The sequence below is a fragment of the Luteimonas sp. GW821-FHT14E02 genome (assembly GCF_058803905.1).
The window spans coordinates 212,947-233,313 of record NZ_JBXAPK010000001.1; the positions used below are offsets into that span (position 1 = coordinate 212,947).

Sequence of the window (20,367 nt, forward strand, 5' to 3'; positions counted from 1 at the left end):
CTTCGTGAAAAGAAGTTCTTTTTTGTGTTTATCGGCATGCGGCCTCATCGCCTTGGCCGTTTGCGGGAGTGCCCTCTCGGCGACGCCTGAAAGCGGGCAAGCATCACCGCAAACCGCATCGGAACAGGCTGGCATCCGGGCCGCGATCGAGAATTATTTCAAAGGGCACGCCACCGGCCACGCATCCTATTTGCGCAAGGCTTTCCTGCCGACTGCCCATATCGAAGGCGTGCGCGAAGGCAAGCTCACGTCCTGGACGGTTGAGGAATACTGCGCACGTTTCACGGGAAAACCCGCGAACGATGAAGCCACTCGCGTGAGAACCATTGACTCGATCGACGTGACAGGCAGTTCGGGGATGGCCAAGGCCACCCTCCGACACGGAGCCACCACGTTCACGGACTATCTCATTCTCTTGAAGGTGGATGGCGAGTGGAAGATCGCAAACAAGGTGTATTCCGCCCAAAGAAATGATGCCGGGAAGCAATAGGCTTCCCGGCATCCCTTTCTCGTGGATTGAAGTCCCCGCCTACCCTCGCGCAGGGAGAAGAGATGCATGGATGGGCGCTAGCGAGTAACGCATAAAAAAGAATGGGAGGCCGGCAAGCCCGGCCTCCCATCTTTCCCTCTCTCTCCCTGGTTCGGAGTCCGGCGCTTACGCCGCTTTGGTTTCGAACTGCTCTTCCTCGGTCGACCCCTTCAGCGCCACGGTCGACGACTGGCCGCCCTGGATGGTCTGCGTCACGGTATCGAAGTAGCCCGTGCCCACCTCGCGCTGGTGCTTCACCGCGGTGAAGCCGCGGTCGGCGGCGGCGAACTCGGCTTCCTGCAACTCCACGAACGCGCTCATCTGGCGGCGCGCATAGCCGTGGGCGAGGTTGAACATCGAGTAGTTCAGCGCATGGAAGCCGGCCAGGGTGATGAACTGGAACTTGTAGCCGTAGCTGGCGATTTCCTTCTGGAACTTGGCGATGGTGGCGTCGTCGAGGTTCTTCTTCCAGTTGAACGACGGCGAGCAGTTGTAGGCCAGCAGCTTGCCCGGATACTTGGCGTGGATCGCTTCGGCGAACTTGCGCGCGAACTCCAGATCCGGCTTGCCGGTCTCGCACCACACCAGGTCCGCGTATGGCGCGTAGGCGAGGCCGCGCGAGATCGCCTGATCCAGGCCGTTCTTGGTCTTGTAGAAGCCTTCGACCGTGCGCTCGCCGGTGGTGAACGGCTTGTCGTTGTCGTCGACGTCGCTGGTGAGCAGATCGGCGGCCTCGGCGTCGGTGCGGGCGACGATGATCGTCGGCACGCCGCTGACGTCGGCGGCCAGGCGCGCGGCGGTCAGCTTCTCGACCGCCTCACGCGTGGGCACCAGCACCTTGCCGCCCATATGGCCGCACTTCTTCACTGAGGCCAGCTGGTCCTCGAAATGCACGCCGGAGGCACCGGCCTCGATCATCGCCTTCATCAGCTCGAAGGCGTTGAGCACGCCGCCGAAACCGGCTTCGGCGTCGGCCACGATCGGCTGCAGGAAGTCGATGCTGTCATCGCCCTCGGCGTGGTAGAGCTGGTCGGCGCGCAGCAGCGTGTTGTTGATGCGCTTGACCACCTGCGGCACCGAGTTGGCCGGATACAGCGACTGGTCCGGATACATCTCACCGGCGAGGTTGGCGTCGGCCGCCACCTGCCAGCCGGAGAGATAGATCGCCTTCAGGCCAGCCTTGACCTGCTGCATGGCCTGGTTGCCGGTGAGCGCGCCGAGCGCGTTGACGAAATCCTCGGTCTGCAGCGAGTTCCAGAGCTTTTCCGCACCGAGCTTGGCGATCGAATGCTCGACCGGCACGGTGCCGCGCAGACGCACCACATCCTCGGCGGTGTAGGCGCGTGTGACGCCCTTCCAGCGCGGATTGGTGGCCCAGTCGTGCTTCAGTTCTTCGGCGGTGGGCAGTTTGCTGGTCATGGTCGATTGGCCTTTGCGTTGAGCCCTGTCCTGCTCGGAAAGGGGTGAGGGGTTGAGTTAAGCCGATGCCCTATCGGCATCGGCTGCAACCCCGAACGCCCGGCCAGGGATGGCCGGGCCGGACGATCTGGGTTTGCGGAGCGACGCCATGGAGGGCAATGAGTTCTTCATTAAGGATGGGACCGGTCAGTCGAGACGTTCGTAGGCCGGCAGCGTGAGGAAATCGGCGAGCGTGTCGTTGCGGGTGAGCCGGTCGAGCATGCCGATGGCTTCCGGCACGCGTGCCACGCCGGGTAGCGCCTGTCCGGCCAGCAGCGACGGCAGTTCATGCAGCACCGCGTCGAACAGTTCGAAATCGATCGCAGTGCCGTCGTCCAATTGCTGTTCGCCCACATGCAGCCATTGCCACAGCTGCGTGCGCGCGATCTCGGCGGTGGCGGCGTCTTCCATCAGCCAGTGGATCGGCACGCAGCCGTTGCCGTCGAGCCAGGCGGCGAGATAACGCACGCACACCTCGACGTTGCCGACGAAGCCCTTGCGCGTGATCGTGCCCTTGGACGGCGCGATCAGATCGTCGCGCGTGGCCTGCACATCCTCGCGCAGCTTGCCGTGCTGATTGGCCGACGGCATGCCGGTGTCGAAGATCTCGCGCGCGATCGGAATCAACGCCGGATGCGCCACCCAGGTGCCGTCGTGACCGGCACCGACTTCGCGCAGCTTGTCGGCGCGCACGCGCTCCATCGCCGCTTCGTTGGCGACGCTGTCGCCGCTGATCGGAATCTGCGCCGCCATGCCGCCCATCGCGTGCGCGCCGCGGCGGTGACAGGTCTGGATCAGCAGTTCCGAATACGTCTTCAGGAACGGCTGCGTCATCGTCACCTGCGCGCGCTCGGGCAGCACGCGATCAGGATGGGCGCGGAAGGTCTTGATGTAGGAGAAGATGTAGTCCCAGCGCCCGCAGTTGAGCCCGGCGATGCGATCGCGCAGCGCGTGCAGGATCTCGTGCATCTGGAACACCGCCGGCAATGTCTCGATCAACACGGTGACCTTCATCTGGCCCTGCGGCAGCCCGAGTTCGCCCTCGATGTACGACAGCGCGTCCTGCCACAGCGCCGCTTCTTCCATCGACTGCAGCTTGGGCAGGTAGAAGTACGGGCCGCGATCGATCTGCGCCAGCGCCTTGGCGTTGTGGAAGGCGAACAGGCCGACGTCGAACAGGCCGCCAGAGAGGCGCTCGCCATCGATGCGCACGTGCTTCTCGTCCAGATGCCAGCCGCGCGGGCGCACGATCAGCACCGAGCGTTCGGCGAAGGGCTTGAGCGCGTAGCGCTTGCCCTGTTCGTTGGCGAATTCGAGCGTGCCGGCGACGGCCTCGCGCAGCGAGCGCTGGCCAAGGATCAGGTTCGGCCAGGTCGGCGCCGTGGAATCCTCGAAGTCGGCCATGTAGCAGCTGGCGCCGGAGTTCAGCGCGTTGATGACCATCTTCGGATCGACCGGGCCGGTGATCTCGACGCGGCGGTCCTGCAGCGCCGCCGGCAGCGGCGCCACGCGCCAGTCGCCTTCACGGATGGCGCGGGTGTCCTCGCGGAAATCCGGCAGGCCGCCGTTGTCGAAGAAGGCCTGGCGCTCGCGGCGCGCTTGCAGCAGCGCCTGGCGGCGGGCGTCGAAGCGGCGATGCAGGCCGGCCAGCAGGGCGAGGGCCTCGGGCGTCAGCAGGGCGTCCTGGCCATCGGCACGGGCGGCGATTTCGATCCCGCCCGGCAAGGCTTGCTTGAGAACTGCGGACATGGCGGACTCCGGCAACAACAGAGGGGGTCCCCACCATCCGCCCGCGCATAGTATTTGACAACTGAGTTTTTTCAATCTAAATCATAAGCTCTACTTATTTTGACTTAGATGAAATGCTCGACTTTCTCTAACTCATTGAAATAAAAGCATCTTGCTTCGCCCACGAAAGCTCCGGGCACCGAACGGCAAGCCGCCACAGGCTGAAAACATCATGACGACCACGACCGCCAACCCCCGTTTCGCTTACAAGGGCGACCGTCTCAAGCCTCTGCGCGCCTTCTGCCAGACGGCGCGGCTGGGCTCGGTCTCACGCGCCGCCGAGGCCCTGTACGTCTCTCAGCCGGCGATCACCCTGCAGCTGCAGGCCCTGGAACGGGACATGGGCGTGCCCCTGTTCGAACGCAGCGGCCGGCGCCTGATCCCCACCCGCGAGGGACAGCTGCTCTACGAAATGGCGCAGCCGCTGGTGGAAGGCCTGGACGATCTGGCGGCGGAATTCCGCGAGAAGGTCAGCGGACTGGACGCCGGCGAGCTCAACATCGCCGCCAACAGCTCCACCATCCTGTATCTGCTGCCGAAGATCGTCGCCGCCTTCCGCGCCGCGCATCCGGACGTGCGGCTCACGCTGCATCCGGCGATCACCGCCGACGGCACCGACCTGGTGCGCTCGGACGCCGCCGATCTCGCGGTCGGTTCGATGCTCGATGTGCCCGGCGATCTCAGCTACGCGCCGGTGTACCGCTTCGAGCCGATGTTGATCGTGCCGCCCGAGCATCCGCTGGCGACGCAACCGCAGCTATCGCTCGATGACCTCTCGCCCTACCCGCTGATCCTGCCGCCGCGCCGGCAGATCACCTATCGCCTGGTCGACCTGGTGTTCCAGCAGAATCGCGTGCCCTACACCGTGGCGCTGGAAGTGGGCGGCTGGGAAATCATCAAGCAGTACGTGGCGATGGGCATGGGTATTTCCATCGTCAGTTCGATCTGCCTCACGGAAGCGGACCGCGGCAAGCTGGTCGCGCGCAGCCTGCGCGACTACTTCCCCTCGCGCAGCTACGGCGTGGTCGTGCGCAAGGGCAAGTATCTGTCGCCGCAGGCGCGCGCCTTCATCGAGTTGATCCAGCCGCACCTGTTCTCGCCGCGTGGTTATGACGAGGCCGGGCATTCCGAACGCTAGGAAGACGCTCGATCTCCAGCGTTCACGCTTTTGCTCGTCATTCCCGCCTTCGCGGGAATGACGAGCAAAGCCACTTTCATCACGGCGAATGCGGAAGCCGGCGCAACGCCTCGCGGAAAAACACGCGGTCGGCGGGCACGAGTTCACGCAGGCGGCGCCGCAATCGCGCCGCGGCGGCGGCGCTGGATGCCAGGTCACCTTCGTAGGCTTGATACCAGGCCACTTCCAGCAGCAGATTGCTGCGCTGCAGGGCATCGACCTGCAGCCGGCCGCTGTCCACTTCGGCCTGCAACGCCGTCGCCAGGTCGAGCCAGCGCGGCCAGCCCGCGGTGAGCACGATCGGCGCGGTACGCGTGCGGAACTGCTGCGGGCTCAGCACCGGCCAGCGGCGGAATTCGGCCTCGGCCGGATGCACGATGTCCGGCCCGCCACCGCGCACCATGCGCAGCAGATAGATGCTGTTCCAACAGCCGCCGCCAACGCCGTGGTGCTCGCTCAGCCACGCCGCGAGCGCGATCCACGACAGTGGCGAGTGCCGCGACCCGGCGGCGCCGACATCGAACCCGCAACGCTCGAACAGCCAGATCGACCAGCCCAGGTTGCTGGCCGTGGACGCCGCAGCGTCGAACAGTTCGGCTTCGTTGGCGAGCGTCAGCGCAAGCCGGTAGTGCTGCAGCGCGGTATCGGCGGCCCGGTTGCGTTCGTCCTGCGTGCGCTGCGCATCCAAAGCGAACGCGCGGTGGATCAGCGCCTGCAGATTGGCGTGCTCGCAACGCACACGCGGATGGTGCTGGAACAGCGGCGCCCAGCGCGGATCGTCGATGGCGCCGCGCAGGATCTGATGAGCGCGCTGCGGATCGCGCTCGGCATACGCGCACCACGCGCGCACGATGGCGGCCATGGCGCCGAGCCAGGCATGTTCGGGTGCCTGCACGTCGTGCCAGTGGCGATCCAGTTCATCGAGTACCGCGCGCGCCGCGTCCGCGTTGCCGGCGCGGCGCCACACCATGGCCTGTTGCAGCAGCGCGAGCGCCTGCCAGCGCGCATCCGAGGCCAGCGCCTGCGCATGACGATAGCCGGCGAGCGCACCGTGGTCGCCGTCGACGATCAACCGCCCGTCGAGCATGTCGCGACGGGCACCCGCCCAGGCGTGCCAGTAAGCCGGATCCGCTTCGCCGAAGCCGCTCGCGGTGCTTTGCGCGGCCGCGGTGGCGGGCAGGCCCAGCCAGACCGCGACCGCCTCCGCATCGACCGCGCTTCCGCGCAGGAAGATCTGCAAGCGTTCCGCTTCGCCGCGCGCCAGCCAATGTGGTCCGCGGCTGCGTCCGGCCAGCGGCAGCATGTGCAGTGGCCGGTCGCGATCCTTGCCCCAGCCCACGCGCACGCCCCAGCGCTCGAAGTCGGCGTAGGCGCGACTGACCACCATGCGCAGGTTGCGTGTGGCGGCGAAACGTTCGCGCAACTCGGCCTCACGCACCCAGCCGGTGCCATCCTCCGTTTTCGCCGCCAGCCACAATCGCAGCAGCAGCCACAACGACTGCCGGCGCACGGGCTGCCCCTGCAGGCGCGGCGCGCTTCCCAGCTCGATCTTGATCATGCACCGAAGTCTGGCACACGCGTCCGTGCGCGGTGACGACGGTTACGGCGGTGACGACGGCGACAATGCATTGGATTGGATGCGGACACGATGCCATCCCAGACTGCGTCACACCCCGCTTCCGGAGAAGATGTCCATGTCGATGCTTCGCCCCCGCGCATGCATGCCGCTGTTTCTCGCACTGGCACTCGGTCACGCGCATGCCGCGACACCGAATACCGCGAAGACGAACACTGAGATCGCCCCCACCGAGATCGCCGCACGCTTCGCCGACTACGGCCACGCCGGCGCCTGGCTGGTCCAGCGCGAGGGCGACAAGGCACGCGTGGCCCACGGTGAAGCACTCGCCGAGACACCGCAGCCGCCCGCGTCCACGTTCAAGGTGATGCTCGCACTCATCGCGCTGGAAACCGGCGCCCTGCGCAGCGCCGACGAAATCGTTCCCTGGGACGGCCGCAAGTACGCGGACCATCCCGAATGGCAGGCCGACATGGCGCTGCAACTGGCGATGCGCACCTCCAGCGAAAGCTACTTCCGCGTATTGGCCGACCGCATCGGGCGCGAACGTCTCGCCGCCTGGGTAACGCGCGTCGGTTACGGCAACGGCCGCATCGGCCCGAAGGCGGTCAGCGCCTGGCACGACGGCGTGCTGACCGTCACCGCGAAACAGCAACTAGCCTTCATCGATCGCGTGCGCCGTGGCGACTTGCCGTTCAAGCCCGCAACCCTGGCCACGGTCAAGGCGGCCATGCTCGAACGCGAAACCGGCGGTCGCCGCATCTACGGCAAGACCGGAACGCATTTCAAAGATGACGGCCAGCCCGGCGTCGGCTGGTGGATCGGCTGGGAGGAAGGCAAGGGCCGCGCCACCAGCTTCGTGCTGGAGGTGGAACTGAAGACGCTGGACTCGCGCGACAGGCGCGTCGTGCTCGGTGAGCGACTGCTCGCCGAGACGGACGCCGAATCCGGGCGATAACTCAGGCGTCGGCGACGCGCACCACCAGCTTGCCGAAGTTGCGTCCTTCGAGCAGGCCGATGAACGCCGCCGGCGCACGCTCCAGGCCGGAGACGACATCCTCGCGCAGCTTCACCTTGCCGGCGGCGAGCCATTCACTCATGTCGCGGCGGAACGCCTCGAAACGATCGGCGTAGTGGTCGAGGATGATGAATCCTTCCATGCGGATGCGCTTCTGCAGCAGTGTCGACATCGCGTTCGGCAAGCGATCCGGGCCGGGCGGCGGCGCCTTGTCGTTGTAGTGGGCGATCACGCCGCACACCGGCACGCGTGCGTAGTTGTTGAGCAGTGGCAGCACAGCGTCGAACACGACGCCGCCGACGTTCTCGAAATAGACATCGATGCCGTTCGGACACACCTCGGCGAGCCGCTGCGCCAGTTGCGCATCGTTGCGGTCGAGGCAGACATCGAAACCGAGTTCCTCGACCGCGTAGCGGCATTTGTCGGCGCCGCCGGCGATGCCGATCACGCGCGCGCCCTTGAGCTTGGCGATCTGCCCGACCACCGCGCCGACCGCCCCGGTGGCCGCGGCCACGACCACGGTTTCGCCGGGTTTCGGTTGACCGATGTCGAGCAGGCCGACGTAGGCGGTGAACGCGGGCATGCCGAGCCCGCCCACCGCCAGCGACGGTTGCGCCATCTCGCCTAGCGGGGTCAGTCCCTCGCCATCCGAAAGCGCGTAGTCCTGCCAACCGGCGCCGCCAAGCACCAGCTCGCCCTCGCGGAATCGCGGATGCTTCGAGGCCACGACGCGGCTCACCGTGCCGCCGGCCATGGGTTCGCCGACCTTCACCGACGGCGCGTAGGACGGCCCGATTTCATCCATCAGGCTGCGCATGTACGGATCGAGCGAGAGGTACAGCGTGCGCAGCAGGACCTGGCCGTCGCCGGGCGTCGGCACGGGCGTTTGATCGAGACGGAAATCCTGCTGCGTGGGCGCGCCATGCGGACGCGAGGCGAGGACGATGCGGCGGTTGACGGTATCGCTTTGCGGCATGGGATCGAAACTCCGGCGAGGATGGGAGACGTGCGACGTACCGTTAGCCCGAAGAGGAACGGGCGAAGGATTCCGAAACGGTCCCGTCGTCCATGCGGGAGCGGAACCGCCTCCCCAAGGCACAACGCCGAAACACAGAAACACTGTTCGCGACTTCAATCGCGGACCGCCGGAGCCATCGTTCCGATCCGATCGCTTCTCGCCGCGCGGCTTGCTCGCCCGCGATTCCGAGGCCTAATGGCCGATAAACGAAAACCGCTCTTAATTGATAATGGTTTGCATTTGCATCCTTGCGATCACACAATGCCGCCCTCTCCCCGATCATCACGGGTGCCCACATGCACCTGGCCTTCCGGGGACGGTGCACAGGGCCGCGCGTAGCGCGGCGCGCCGCCCGCTCAGACCAGTTCCAGATCCTCGTCGTCCGGCTCTTCCGTCTCCGGCACAGCCGTCTTGCGCGAGGACGCCTTCGCCAGCTGCGCCTTCGCCAGATCGGAGGCGCGCTTGGAGGCCATGAAGCGTTTGCGGTCCGGGCACAGCACCTGCATGTAGTCGGCGTCGAAGTTGAGCCGCTCGACCAGGAAGTCGACGAACGCGCGCACCTTCGGCGAGGTGGTCTGGCCGCGCGGGAACACGGCGTTGAACTCGTACTCCGGACCGGTCCAGCCGGCCAGCACGCGGGTCACGTGGCCGAGTTCGGCGTGCGCCTTCATGTTGACGTCGCTGGACAGCAGCAGGCCTTCGCCGCAGATCAGCGCGCCGGTGAGCGCGCCGGGATCGTTGGCGACCAGCACCGGATCGATGCGGTAATCGTTCGTGCGCTCGCCATCGTTGAGCGGCCAGAAGTATTGGCCGTTGCGCAGCGACTTCTGCATCGCCAGCGTGCGGTGGTGCAGCAGGTCGTCCGGATGCACCGGCTCGCCATGACGCTCGATGTAGTGCGGACTGGCGTAGACCTGGGTACGGAACACCGCCAGGCGGCGCGCGACCAGATTGGAATCGGGCAGATTGCCGCCGCGCAGGGCCACATCGACCTCGCGATCGATCAGATCGATGGGCTCGTTGGAGAGCAGCATCTCCACGCGCACTTCAGGATGGCGCGCATGGAATTCGCCCAGCAGCGGCGCGATCCAGGTGATGCCGAGCGAGTACGGCGCGGTGAAGCGCAGCCAGCCGCGCGGCCCGCCCTGCAATTGTCCAACCGCGCTCTCGGCTTCGTCGAGCTCGCGCGCAATGCGCTGGCAATGTTCGTAATACACATTACCCGCCTCGGTGAGACCGAGCTTGCGCGTGGTGCGATGCAGGAGCTGCGCGCCCAGGCGCGTTTCCAGATCCTGCACCTTGCGACTGACGGTGGTCTTGGGCAGACGCAGCGCCTTGGCCGCGCTGATGAAACTGCCGTGTTCGACGACCTTGACGAAGATCAGGGTGTCGTTGAGATCGCGTGCCATGGGTGTTCTCCGAAGAACTCTCTGCAGAAGAAGGAGACGCCGCGCGCCGATGCCAGGCCAGGCATTCGCCGCGTCTCCGATCGCCCGGCCGGGCCAGGCCGGGCTCTGAATGTCGCAAGCCGATATCGGTGTGCCGCCGCCAATTGCAAGGACAATCCCGGCATTAGACCGAATTCGGGACAATTATTCCCCGATTCAGGGGCTAATCAAGTGCCGGCGCCGGGATTATCGTTCGTTCCATTCCGATGCACCCTCTCCCCCGGAGATTCGACATGAGCAACATCCATCGCCGCAATCTGCTGGGCCCGGCTCTGGTCCTGTTCCTTCTGGTCGATCTGCTGGGCCTGACTTCTTTCGTTTTCAATCAATGGTTTGGCGTCACTTTCTGGCAATCCTGGGGCCTGGCGGCCCTGCTTGCCCTGCCGCTGACCATGCTGGTGCTGCCGCTGGTGAACTCGATCCTGGACGCCGTCACGGTTCGTGACAACGTCCCAATGGCGGGAGAAAAAATCCCGGGAGCGGGACAATGAGCTCGACCCTGATCATCCTCGGCGCTACCGGCTGCGTCGGCCGCGCCGTCGTCGCGGCGGCGATCGAGGCCGGACACGGCGTGGTGGCGGTCGCCCGCGACCAGGCCGAGCTGGACTCGCTGCGCCACACGCACCCCGGCACCGATCTGGTGACGATGGCCGCCTCGGTGGGCACGGACCACGATGCGGAGACGCTCGCCGACCGCATCCGCGATCTCGAGCGCCCGATCGGCGGCGTGATCGTCGCCATCCGCGGCGACATCGAGCGTGGTCGCCTGCTCGACAAGCCGGCCGATTTCCTGCGGCGCCGTCTCGACGAGGATCTGCTGCCGCACCTGTTCGCCGCGCGTCATTTGCTGCCGTTGCTGGCCGAGTCCAAGCGCGGCGGCTACGTGCTGATCGGCGGGCCCGGTGCCGAACAGCCGTGGGCCGGCTACGGCTACCGCTCGATCGGCAACGCCGCGTTGCGCATGCTCGCGCGCGTGCTGCACGACGAAGCGCGCACGTTCGCGGTGCGCGTGCAGCTGCTCGCGGTCGATTCGCCGGCACGCACCGAGTCCAACGCACGCCACGCCTGCGAAACATGGCCAAGCGTGCACGCGATCGCGCGGCATGCCGTGGCGATGACGGCCGGGGTCGAACCCCCCAACCACGCCATCATCCGGCACAACGCGCGTTCGGCGCCTTTGGACGTCTGGTCAGACGACATCGATGGCGGCGCCGCCCCCGACCACCCTTCCTCCGTCTCAAATCCTGATACGGCAACTGAACAGAATTCAGCCGCGCATGTCGAAGCGGCCGCCGGTCAATCGTCAGTAGATGTGCGCGCGCTGCTGCGCGCGATCGCCTCCTCCCCTCGCTCACAGGAAACCCCCTCCCCATGATTTCCAACAATGCGATCCCTCGCAAAGCCCTTGCCCGTTCGGGCACTGCTTTCCCGTTGCCCGCGCTGGTGTTGAGCGCGGTCATCGCGGTCGTCGTCGCGGCCTGCGACAGCAACGCCGCTCCCAACGCCGGCATGCCACCGCCGCCGGAAGTGAGCGTCGCCACGGTGCTGTCCAAGCAGGTCACGCAGTGGGACGACTTCACCGGCCGCGTCGCCTCGCCGGAAACCGTCGAACTGCGGCCCCGCGTGAGCGGCTATGTCGATCGCGTCAATTACCGCGAAGGCGACGAAGTCAAGAAAGGCCAGTTGTTGTTCACCATCGACCAGCGTCCCTACCGTGCCGCTTTGGCCCGGGCGGAAGCTGATCTGGAACGCGCACGCAGCGAAGCCCTGCTGACGAAGTCGCAGAACACCCGCGCTCAAACCCTGATCGAAGCCAAGGCGATCTCGCGCGAGGAGTTCGACACGCGCAAGGCCGCCGCCGCGCAAAGCACCGCCTCGGTGCGGGCCGCCGAAGCGGCGGTCACCACCGCGCGCCTGGACCTGCAGTTCACCGAAGTGCGCTCGCCGATCAATGGTCGCGCCGGTCGTGCGATGGTGACCACCGGCAACCTGGCCCAGGCCGATGCCACCCTGCTCACCACCGTCGTCTCCGTCGACCCGATGTACGTGTACTTCGAAAGCGACGAGCAGAGCTTCCTGCGTTATCAGGAACTCGCACGCAAGGGCGAACGCGCCGCGACCAGGAATCCGGTGCGCGTCGGTCTGGCCAGCGAACAGGGCTATCCGCACGAAGCCACGCTGAACTTCACCGACAACCAGGTCGATCCGACCACGGGCACGATCCACGCTCGTGCGGTGCTGCCCAATCCCGATCGCCGGTTCACGCCGGGGCTGTTCGCCCGCGTGCAGCTGGAAGGCAGCGGCGAGTTCAAGGCCATGCTGATCGACGACAAGGCCGTGCTCACCGATCAGGACCGCAAGTACGTCTACGTGCTCGGTCCGGAGAACAAGGCGCTGCGCAAGGACGTGGTGCTGGGTCGTCTGATCAACGGTCTGCGCGTGGTGCAGTCCGGCCTGGCCGCCAATGACAAGGTGATCATCAACGGTGTGCAGAAAGTGTTCTTCCCCGGCATGCCCGTCAACCCGAAGACGGTGGTGATGGGTGCGCCGGAACCCCAGCAACAGGCCCGCGTAGCGCAAGCGCAGTAACGATCTCTCTCCCTCTCGTCGGACTGAGCTCGCTACGCAGGTCCGGCGGCCGCCGATTCTCCCGCATCCGCCTCCCCCGGTGCTGGAGGGTCGGCGAGGCCGCCACTCCCTTCGATCCTCCTTCCCCGCACAGGCAGGGAAGGCTGGGGAGAGAACGCCCGATTCCCTAATCATGCTCGGCGCATTGCGCCCGGCCGTCTTCTCCCGCCCCTGTCCGCGATCGCGGACAGGGGAGCGAAACCTCTGAGGAAACCCCCATGGATTTCTCCAAATTCTTCATCGACCGGCCGATCTTCGCCGCGGTGCTGTCGATCGTGATCTTCGCCGCCGGCCTGATCGCGATTCCGATTCTGCCGATCAGCGAATATCCGGAAGTCGTGCCACCCTCCGTGGTGGTGCGCACCGTGTATCCCGGCGCCAACCCGAAAGTGATCGCCGAAACGGTGGCCACGCCACTGGAAGAAGCGATCAACGGCGTCGAGGGCATGATGTACCTCAAGTCGGTCGCCGGTTCCGACGGCGTGCTGCAGATGACCATCACCTTCCGCCCCGGCACTGATCCCGACGATGCCGCGGTCAAGGTGCAGAACCGCGTCGCGCAGGCACAGGCGCGCCTGCCTGAGGATGTTCGGCGGCAAGGCGTGACCACGCAGAAGCAGTCGCCCGTGTTCCTGATGGTGGTGCACCTGACCTCGCCCAACGGCAAGTACGACACGCTGTATCTGCGCAACTACGCGCGACTGCACGTGAAGGATGTGCTCGCGCGCCTGCCCGGCGTCGGCGACGCGCAGATCTTCGGCGGTGGCGACTACGCGATGCGCGCCTGGCTCGACCCGGACAAGATCGCCTCGCGCGGCCTGACCGCCAGCGACGTGGTACGCGCGATGCGTGAGCAGAACGTGCAGGTCTCCGCCGGCCAGCTCGGCGCCGAGCCGATGCCCAACAGCAGCTTCCTCACCCTGATCAACGCCCAGGGCCGCCTGCGCTCGGAAGAAGAGTTCGGCAACATCGTGCTCAAGAGCGGCAGCAACGGCGAGATCGTGCGCCTGGCCGACGTCGCCCGCCTGGAACTCGGCGCGGGTGATTACACCCTGCGATCGCAGCTCGACGGCAAGAACGCGGTGGGCATCGGTATCTTCCAGTCGCCTGGCGCCAATGCACTGGAAATCCAGGAGCAGGTGATCGCCAGCATGGACGAGCTCACCAAGAGCTTCCCTGAAGGCATCAAGTACGAAGCCGTCTACGACACCACCATCTTCGTTCGCGACTCGATCAAGGCCGTGGTCTCGACCCTGTTCGAGGCGATCCTGCTGGTGGTGCTGGTGGTGATCCTGTTCCTGCAGACCTGGCGCGCCTCGATCATTCCGCTGATCGCAGTGCCTGTGTCGATCGTCGGTACGTTCGCCGCGCTCTACGTGCTCGGCTTCTCGATCAACACACTGAGCCTGTTCGGCCTGGTGCTGGCGATCGGCATCGTGGTGGACGACGCGATCGTGGTCGTGGAGAACGTCGAGCGCAACATCGAAGAAGGACTGAGCCCGCTAGAGGCGGCGCATCAGGCGATGAAGGAAGTCTCCGGCCCGATCGTTGCGATCGCGCTGGTGCTGTGCGCGGTGTTCGTGCCGATGGCGTTCCTGTCAGGCGTGACCGGTCAGTTCTACAAGCAGTTCGCAGTGACGATCGCGATTTCGACGGTGATCTCGGCGATCAACTCGCTCACGCTGTCGCCGGCCCTGGCCGCGCGCCTGCTCAAGTCGCACGATGCGCCGAAGGACGCCCCGTCGCGCCTGATCGATCGCCTGTTCGGCTGGCTGTTCCGTCCGTTCAACCGCTTCTTCAAGAGCAGCTCCGACAAGTACCAGGGTGCGGTGTCACGCACGCTGGGCAAGCGCGGTGCGGTGTTCGTGGTCTACGCGATCCTGTTGGCGTGCACCGGCATGATGTTCAAGCTGGTCCCGGCCGGCTTCATCCCGACGCAGGACAAGCTCTACCTGATCGCCGGCGTGAAGCTGCCGGAAGGTGCCTCCCTCGCCCGCACCGACGCGTTGCTGAAGAAAGTCAGCGACATCGCGATGAACACCGAGGGCGTGGCGCACACGATCTCCTTCCCGGGCTTGAACGCGCTCCAGTTCACCAATACGCCCAACACCGGCGTCGCGTTCCTGCCACTGAAGCCCTTCAGCGAGCGCCATGGACGCACGGCGCTGGAGATCACCGCCGAGATCAACCAGAAGATCGCCGGACTGCAGGAAGGTTTCACCTTCGCCATCATGCCGCCGCCGATCCTCGGTCTCGGCAACGGTAACGGCTATCAGATGTTCATCGAGGATCGCGGCAACCTTGGCTACGGCGCGTTGCAGACGGCGGTCAGTAGTTTCCAGGGCGCGGTGTCGCAGACGCCGGGCATGGGATTCCCGATCACCACCTACCAGGCCAACGTGCCGCAGCTCGATGCCGAAGTCGATCGCGTCAAGGCCAAGGCGCAGGGTGTGCCGCTGACGGAGCTGTTCGACACGCTGCAGACCTACCTGGGCTCGGCCTACGTCAACGACTTCAACCAGTTCGGCCGCACCTGGCAGGTGATCGCACAGGCCGACAGCTCGTATCGTGACAGCGTCGAGGACATCGCCAACCTGCGCACCCGCAACGACCGCGGCGAGATGGTGCCGATCGCCTCGATGGTGAACATCAAACAGACCTACGGCCCCGACCCGGTACTGCGCTACAACGGCTACCCCGCCGCCGACATCGCCGGCGAAGCCGATCCGCGCATGCTCTCCTCGGCGCAGGCGATGAGCACGCTCACCGACCTGGCGGCCAAGGTGCTGCCCAACGGCATGAGCATCGAGTGGACCGACCTGAGCTACCAGCAGGCCACGCAGGGCAACGCGGCACTGATCGTGTTCCCGGTCGCCATCCTGCTCGTCTTCCTGGTGCTGGCCGCGCTGTACGAATCGTGGACGCTGCCGCTGGCGGTGATCCTGATCGTGCCGATGTGCATGCTCTCGGCGCTGCTCGGCATCAAGCTCACCGGCGGTGACAACAACGTGTTCGTGCAGGTGGGCCTGGTGGTGCTGATGGGACTGGCGTGCAAGAACGCGATCCTGATCGTCGAATTCGCACGCGAGCTGGAAATCCAGGGCAAGAGCATCATCGAAGCCGCACTGGAAGCCTGCCGCCTGCGTCTGCGCCCGATCGTCATGACCTCGATCGCCTTCATCGCCGGCACCGTCCCGCTGGTGCTCTCGCACGGCGCCGGCGCGGAAGTACGCTCGGTCACCGGCATCACCGTGTTCGCCGGCATGCTGGGCGTGACGCTGTTCGGTCTGTTCCTGACGCCGGTGTTCTACGTCGCCCTGCGCAAGCTGGCCGGGCACAAGCTGGTCAGCCACGGAGATTCCACGATAGGAACGCATACGGCCCAGGTGTGATCACGCAGGCGTGATCGCGCCGATCAAGACAGAGGAAGCAAGAATCGGATAGCGCCGCTCGTCGCAACACCGCAATGTGCATCGACGAGCGGCGCACCCTTCGCCGCTGACGATCGCAATCCTCCCTCTCCACGATGCAGGCCCGCCTGCATCCGCTCCAAGGAACTCCCCCATGTCCACGAATGCGAATAATCCAATCAAAGCCACCACCAAGGTCGCCCTCGTCACCGGTGCCACGCGCGGTATCGGTTTCGAAACCGTGCGCCAGCTCGCCACCAACGGCGTGCACGTACTGCTGGCCGGCCGCGATCGCAGCAAGGCCATCGAAGCCTCGCTGAAGCTGCAGGGCGAAGGCCTGCCGGTCGAGGCGATCGTTCTCGACGTCACCAATGCCCAGAGCATCGCTTCCGCCGCCGAGGAGGTCGCACGCAAGCATGGCCACCTCGACATCCTCGTCAACAACGCCGGCATCGTCGCCGAATCGCTCGGCGTGAAACCGTCGGAGCAGCCGCTGGAGCGCTGGCGCGAAACCTTCGACACCAATCTGTTCGGCGTCGTCGCGGTGACGCAGGCCTTCCTGCCGCTGCTGCACAAGTCCGGGGAAGGCCGCATCGTCAACGTGTCGAGCATCCTCGGCTCGCTGACCGCGCACAGCGATCCCGCCTCGCCGATCTACGACTTCAAATCGATCCCGGCCTACAACGCTTCCAAGAGCGCGGTAAATTCCTGGACCGTGCATCTGGCCTACGAACTGCGCGACACCCCCATCAAGGTGAATGCCGTGCATCCGGGCTACGTCAAGACCGACATGAACAACGGCGAAGGCGAGATCGACATCCCGACCGGCGCCAAGACCAGCGTCAGCATGGCCCTGCTCGACCAGAACGGTCCGAGCGGCGGCTACGTCTACCTCGGAGAAACCCTGCCATGGTGATTCGTTCCCTCACACTCGGGCTCACGGCGGCCCTGCTCGCCGCCTGCGCCGTCGGCCCCGACTTCACGCGGCCGACGGTCGCCACGCCCGAACGCTTCGCGCAAGCCGTGACGCCCGAAGGCGTCGCACAAACCGCAACGCCCGCCGCCGATGACGCGTTCTGGCTCGGCTTCAACGATCCGCAGCTGACCTCGCTCGTGGAGGCCGCGCTGTCGGCCAACCACGATCTGCGCATCGCCCTTGCCAATTACGACCGCGCCAACGCGCTGCTGCGTAGCTCGAAGTTCGATTACTTCCCCACGCTCACCGCCAGCGGCCAGGCCAGCAACAACCGCGCCAGCGCCGACCAGCAGCCCGGCGTGTCGCGCAATGATCGTGACAGCGACGCTTTCAGCGCCCAGGTCGATGCGGCCTGGGAACTCGACCTGTTCGGCCGCATCCGCCGCAACGTCGAAGCCAATCGCGCCGACGCCGCCGCCACCGCCGCCGATCTGCAGGCGGCGCAGGTCGCCATCGTCGGTGAAGTCTCGCGCACCTATCTCGAACTGCGCGGATTGCAGGAACGCCTGCGCGTGGCGCGCGAGAACGCCGACAACCAGCGCGAAACCCTGCAGCTGGTGGAGGCGCGCTACAACGCCGGACGCGACAGCGAATTCGACACCGCCCGCGCCCGCGCGCAGCTGGAATCGACCTCTGCCCGCATCCCCGCGCTGGAAGCGCTCATCGCCACCGACATGCATCGCCTCGCGGTGCTGAGCGGGCGCACGCCCGATGCATTGCTCACGGAACTAGCGCCACCCAAGCCGCTGCCGACACTGCCGGCGGGAATCGATCCCGGCGCGCCGGGCGATCTGCTGCGCCGTCGTCCCGACGTCGCCGCCGCCGAACAGCGCCTGCATTCGGCCACCGCACGCATCGGCGTGGCCACCGCTGATCTGTTCCCGCGCTTCACACTCGGCGGGCTGATCGGCAGCCAGGCGATCGACAGCAGCAACCTGTTCGAGCGCAGCAGCGAAACGCGTCTGGTCGCGCTCGGCATCGACTGGTCGTTCCTCGACATCGGCCGCGTGCGCGCGCGCATCAAGGCCGCCGATGCGGAAGCCGAAGGCGAACTGGCACGCTATCAGCAAGCCGTGCTGCTGGCGCTGGAAGACACCGAGAATGCATTGGTGAGCTTCGATCGCACCCGCGAGGAGGACTCGCATCTCGAACGTGCCGCCAGCGACAGCGCGCGCGCCGCGCAACTGGCGCGTGTGCGTTTCGAAGCCGGTGCGACCAGCCTGCTGGAAGTGCTGGATGCCGAACGTACCCGCCTGCAAGCCGAGGATGCCTTCGCTGATGGACGCACGCGTAGTGCCACCAGTGCGGTCGCGTTGTTCAAGGCGTTGGCTGGCGGTTGGCCGCAGACGTTGCCGGTGCGGGAGAAGGTTGCCGGGCGTTGAGGTAGAGCGCCTCTTTTCAAAGCCCTTTCGCTTTTTTGGGAAAGGGCTTTGACTTTGCTTATCGTTCCGGCGGGAGCCGGGTTTTTAACAGTCGGGGGCTAGTCACCCAGCCTCTCGCTTGATCGTCGTCCCAGCGAAAGCTGGGATCCATTTGGTTGTTGCTTTTGCCGTTGCTTGTGAAAAGCAAAAGCGTTTCGCCCCTTCGGGGCGAGTTCATTTCTTTTGATAAGCGTCAAAAGAAACGAACCAAAGAAAAAACGCTTTCCCCGACAAAGCAACCCCAGAGCATCATTGCTATCAGGATTTTTCGACTCGCCATCCATAGCTCGGTCGAAAAACGGCGCACATCCTGTGCGCCGCCCTCCGGGTCTCCTATTTACTCGTTCGCTTTTTGACTCTTAAAAGCATAAGACGAGCTTAAAAGCTATCGTTACAACCGCTCCGCATCCGCGCGCTCGCGCACCTGCGCGAAGGTCCAGTCGCGGATCAGCTTTCCGTCCTCCCAGATCGTCACCATGGCATCGTCGTAGCCCAGCGGCTTCTCGACATCGGCCAGCGAAGCGGCCTCCGGCGATACCGGCACGGTGCGGTAGTTGCCGTACTCGCGATGCTTGAGCAGCGTCATGCGGCCGCGTTTGCTCTGCTTGCCCTGGTCGGTGATCGGATCCTTGTAGACGTCGATCCAGCGGCCGTCGATGCGCGCAGCGGAACATTTCAGCGCGAACTTCTGCGTGTCGCGATTGAGCTGCTGCAGCAGCGCGCCGCCCATGCCGAAGGCGACGTTGTCGGTCGCATAGCCGGCGCTGGTGACGCGCTCGAGGATGGCGCGAATGCTGGTCGGGTTGATCCCATCGCCCTGGATCACGCGAACGTGGTTGAGCGCCTTGTAGCCCTTGCCGTTGACGGTATGGCCGAACGCCTCGTCCAGCAATTCGAGGCACTGATGCACCACCGCCACCGGATCGCCTGAATCGGGACGGATCACGACGGTAGCGCCGGAAGAGATCACCTCGTCCTTCAACGTCTTGCCCCAGTGCTCGCGGATCGCGTGATAGATGTCGTAGCTGTCCGACACCACCGCCACGATCGAGCCGGGCTTGGCGAACTGCTTGAGCATGTTGCGGTACGCGTCGACCTCGTGCGTGCGGCCCCAGCTGGTGATCGTGCTGTGCTCGGCCGCGGGGATCGAGAAACCAGCCATCGGCTCGTGATAATGCGCGCGCGCCAGCAGCAGTCCCGACACGGTATCCGTGCCGAGGAAGTTGACCAGATGCGCGGCGCCGCCGATCGCCGCCGACTCCACGCTCGATACCCCGCGCGCGCCAAAATCGTGCAGCTTGAATGGCAGCTGCCCTTGCGGATCATCACTGGTGCGCTCCAGGAACTGACGGATCGTCTGCTTGGCGTGCCAGCTGATCGTCGCCACCGTCACCGGATACCAGATGCGCAGCAGCATCGTTTCCAGATACGAAGGCACCCAGAACGCCTTCGGGTCGGTCGACTCAATCGTCATCAACGCGTGGTGCGTCGGCACCACCGCGCCTTCCGGCACCGCACGGATGCGGATCGGCAACAAGCCGGCGTGCTGATCGACGATGTAGCGCCAGCCCGCTTCGTTGAACGGCTCGCCGTGAGCGGCGAATACGTCACGTGCCTGGTCCACATCGGCATGGGTGATCGGCTTGGCCAGGTGTTCTTTCAGGATCGCCTGCAATCCGAAGAACACGGTGCGGTCGTAAATACCGCCGCGTGACTCCACGTAGAAGAACGTGGCATCGGTACCGGGCGGATATTGCAGCCAGTGGCTGGCCTTGTAGCTGTCGGTGTTGAGGAGAAGGTTATCGAGACATTGCATGACGGAAGCTCCTTCGCGTCGAGTGAGGCCGGCGGTCTATCCGCCAGCGGAAATTTGGAAAGTCCGCACATCGCAGCCGCGCCGTCAGCGCGGCGAGGTGTGCG

At 65.5% G+C, this 20,367-nt stretch carries 15 protein-coding genes; 9 read left to right on the plus strand and 6 right to left on the minus strand.

The genetic code is table 11. The annotated features are described in order from the left end of the window. Positions 1–4 precede the first annotated feature (4 nt). Positions 5–490 carry a nuclear transport factor 2 family protein gene (locus tag AC1RNP_RS00855; RefSeq protein WP_493049321.1) on the plus strand — a complete coding sequence of 162 codons (486 nt, stop codon included), beginning with the start codon at positions 5–7 and terminating at the stop codon, positions 488–490. A 165-nt stretch (positions 491–655) separates the two neighbouring features. Here AC1RNP_RS00855 and aceA read toward each other — a convergent pair whose 3' ends face one another. Both aceA and aceB read right to left on the minus strand, forming a co-directional pair. Next, complete coding sequence (aceA, locus tag AC1RNP_RS00860; protein WP_493049322.1) at positions 656–1,948, minus strand: isocitrate lyase; 1,293 nt, start codon at positions 1,946–1,948, stop codon at positions 656–658. 186 nt (positions 1,949–2,134) lie between these two features. Next, positions 2,135–3,736 carry a malate synthase A gene (gene aceB, locus AC1RNP_RS00865; protein ID WP_493049323.1) on the minus strand — a complete coding sequence of 534 codons (1,602 nt, stop codon included), beginning with the start codon at positions 3,734–3,736 and terminating at the stop codon, positions 2,135–2,137. A 211-nt stretch (positions 3,737–3,947) separates the two neighbouring features. On the opposite strand from aceB, the gene AC1RNP_RS00870 reads away from it, so the two are divergent. Then, positions 3,948–4,913: a LysR family transcriptional regulator gene (locus AC1RNP_RS00870; RefSeq protein ID WP_493049324.1), complete on the plus strand. Its 966-nt coding sequence runs from the start codon at positions 3,948–3,950 to the stop codon at positions 4,911–4,913. 79 nt (positions 4,914–4,992) lie between these two features. On the opposite strand, the gene AC1RNP_RS00875 is transcribed toward AC1RNP_RS00870, so the two are convergent. Continuing rightward, entirely contained in the window at positions 4,993–6,510 is a 1,518-nt protein-coding gene (locus AC1RNP_RS00875; RefSeq protein ID WP_493049325.1) for a hypothetical protein, read from the minus strand. A gap of 136 nt (positions 6,511–6,646) precedes the next feature. Between AC1RNP_RS00875 and AC1RNP_RS00880 the strand changes: the two genes are divergently transcribed. Further along, on the plus strand, positions 6,647–7,486 hold the full coding sequence (locus AC1RNP_RS00880; protein WP_493049326.1) for a penicillin-binding transpeptidase domain-containing protein: 840 nt from the start codon (positions 6,647–6,649) through the stop codon (positions 7,484–7,486). Between the two features lies 1 nt (position 7,487). On the opposite strand, the gene curA is transcribed toward AC1RNP_RS00880, so the two are convergent. Together curA and AC1RNP_RS00890 are read right to left on the minus strand one after the other, a co-directional pair. Further along, positions 7,488–8,522 (minus strand): NADPH-dependent curcumin/dihydrocurcumin reductase, encoded by a 1,035-nt coding sequence (gene curA / locus AC1RNP_RS00885; RefSeq protein WP_493049327.1) that lies wholly within the window; start codon positions 8,520–8,522, stop codon positions 7,488–7,490. Positions 8,523–8,920: 398 nt separating this feature from the next. Continuing rightward, positions 8,921–9,973: a LysR family transcriptional regulator gene (locus AC1RNP_RS00890; protein WP_493049328.1), complete on the minus strand. Its 1,053-nt coding sequence runs from the start codon at positions 9,971–9,973 to the stop codon at positions 8,921–8,923. 272 nt (positions 9,974–10,245) lie between these two features. On the opposite strand from AC1RNP_RS00890, the gene AC1RNP_RS00895 reads away from it, so the two are divergent. The 6 genes from AC1RNP_RS00895 to AC1RNP_RS00920 all read left to right on the plus strand — a co-directional run bounded on the left by AC1RNP_RS00895 (position 10,246) and on the right by AC1RNP_RS00920 (position 18,408). After that, positions 10,246–10,503 carry a hypothetical protein gene (locus AC1RNP_RS00895; protein WP_493049329.1) on the plus strand — a complete coding sequence of 86 codons (258 nt, stop codon included), beginning with the start codon at positions 10,246–10,248 and terminating at the stop codon, positions 10,501–10,503. Continuing rightward, positions 10,500–11,387, plus strand: a complete 888-nt coding sequence (locus tag AC1RNP_RS00900) for an SDR family NAD(P)-dependent oxidoreductase (RefSeq protein WP_493049330.1) — start codon at positions 10,500–10,502, stop codon at positions 11,385–11,387. The genes AC1RNP_RS00895 and AC1RNP_RS00900 overlap by 4 nt, the downstream gene beginning before the upstream one ends. Further along, on the plus strand, positions 11,384–12,601 hold the full coding sequence (locus AC1RNP_RS00905) for an efflux RND transporter periplasmic adaptor subunit (protein WP_493049331.1): 1,218 nt from the start codon (positions 11,384–11,386) through the stop codon (positions 12,599–12,601). Before AC1RNP_RS00900 ends, AC1RNP_RS00905 begins: the two co-directional genes overlap by 4 nt. A gap of 257 nt (positions 12,602–12,858) precedes the next feature. Continuing rightward, complete coding sequence (locus tag AC1RNP_RS00910; RefSeq protein ID WP_493049332.1) at positions 12,859–16,032, plus strand: efflux RND transporter permease subunit; 3,174 nt, start codon at positions 12,859–12,861, stop codon at positions 16,030–16,032. Between the two features lie 172 nt (positions 16,033–16,204). Then, positions 16,205–16,966: an SDR family oxidoreductase gene (locus tag AC1RNP_RS00915; protein WP_493049333.1), complete on the plus strand. Its 762-nt coding sequence runs from the start codon at positions 16,205–16,207 to the stop codon at positions 16,964–16,966. Further along, positions 16,960–18,408 carry an efflux transporter outer membrane subunit gene (locus AC1RNP_RS00920; protein WP_493049334.1) on the plus strand — a complete coding sequence of 483 codons (1,449 nt, stop codon included), beginning with the start codon at positions 16,960–16,962 and terminating at the stop codon, positions 18,406–18,408. The genes AC1RNP_RS00915 and AC1RNP_RS00920 overlap by 7 nt, the downstream gene beginning before the upstream one ends. A 430-nt stretch (positions 18,409–18,838) precedes the next feature. On the opposite strand, the gene AC1RNP_RS00925 is transcribed toward AC1RNP_RS00920, so the two are convergent. Beyond that, on the minus strand, positions 18,839–20,263 hold the full coding sequence (locus AC1RNP_RS00925) for a nicotinate phosphoribosyltransferase (RefSeq protein ID WP_493049335.1): 1,425 nt from the start codon (positions 20,261–20,263) through the stop codon (positions 18,839–18,841). Positions 20,264–20,367 lie beyond the last annotated feature (104 nt).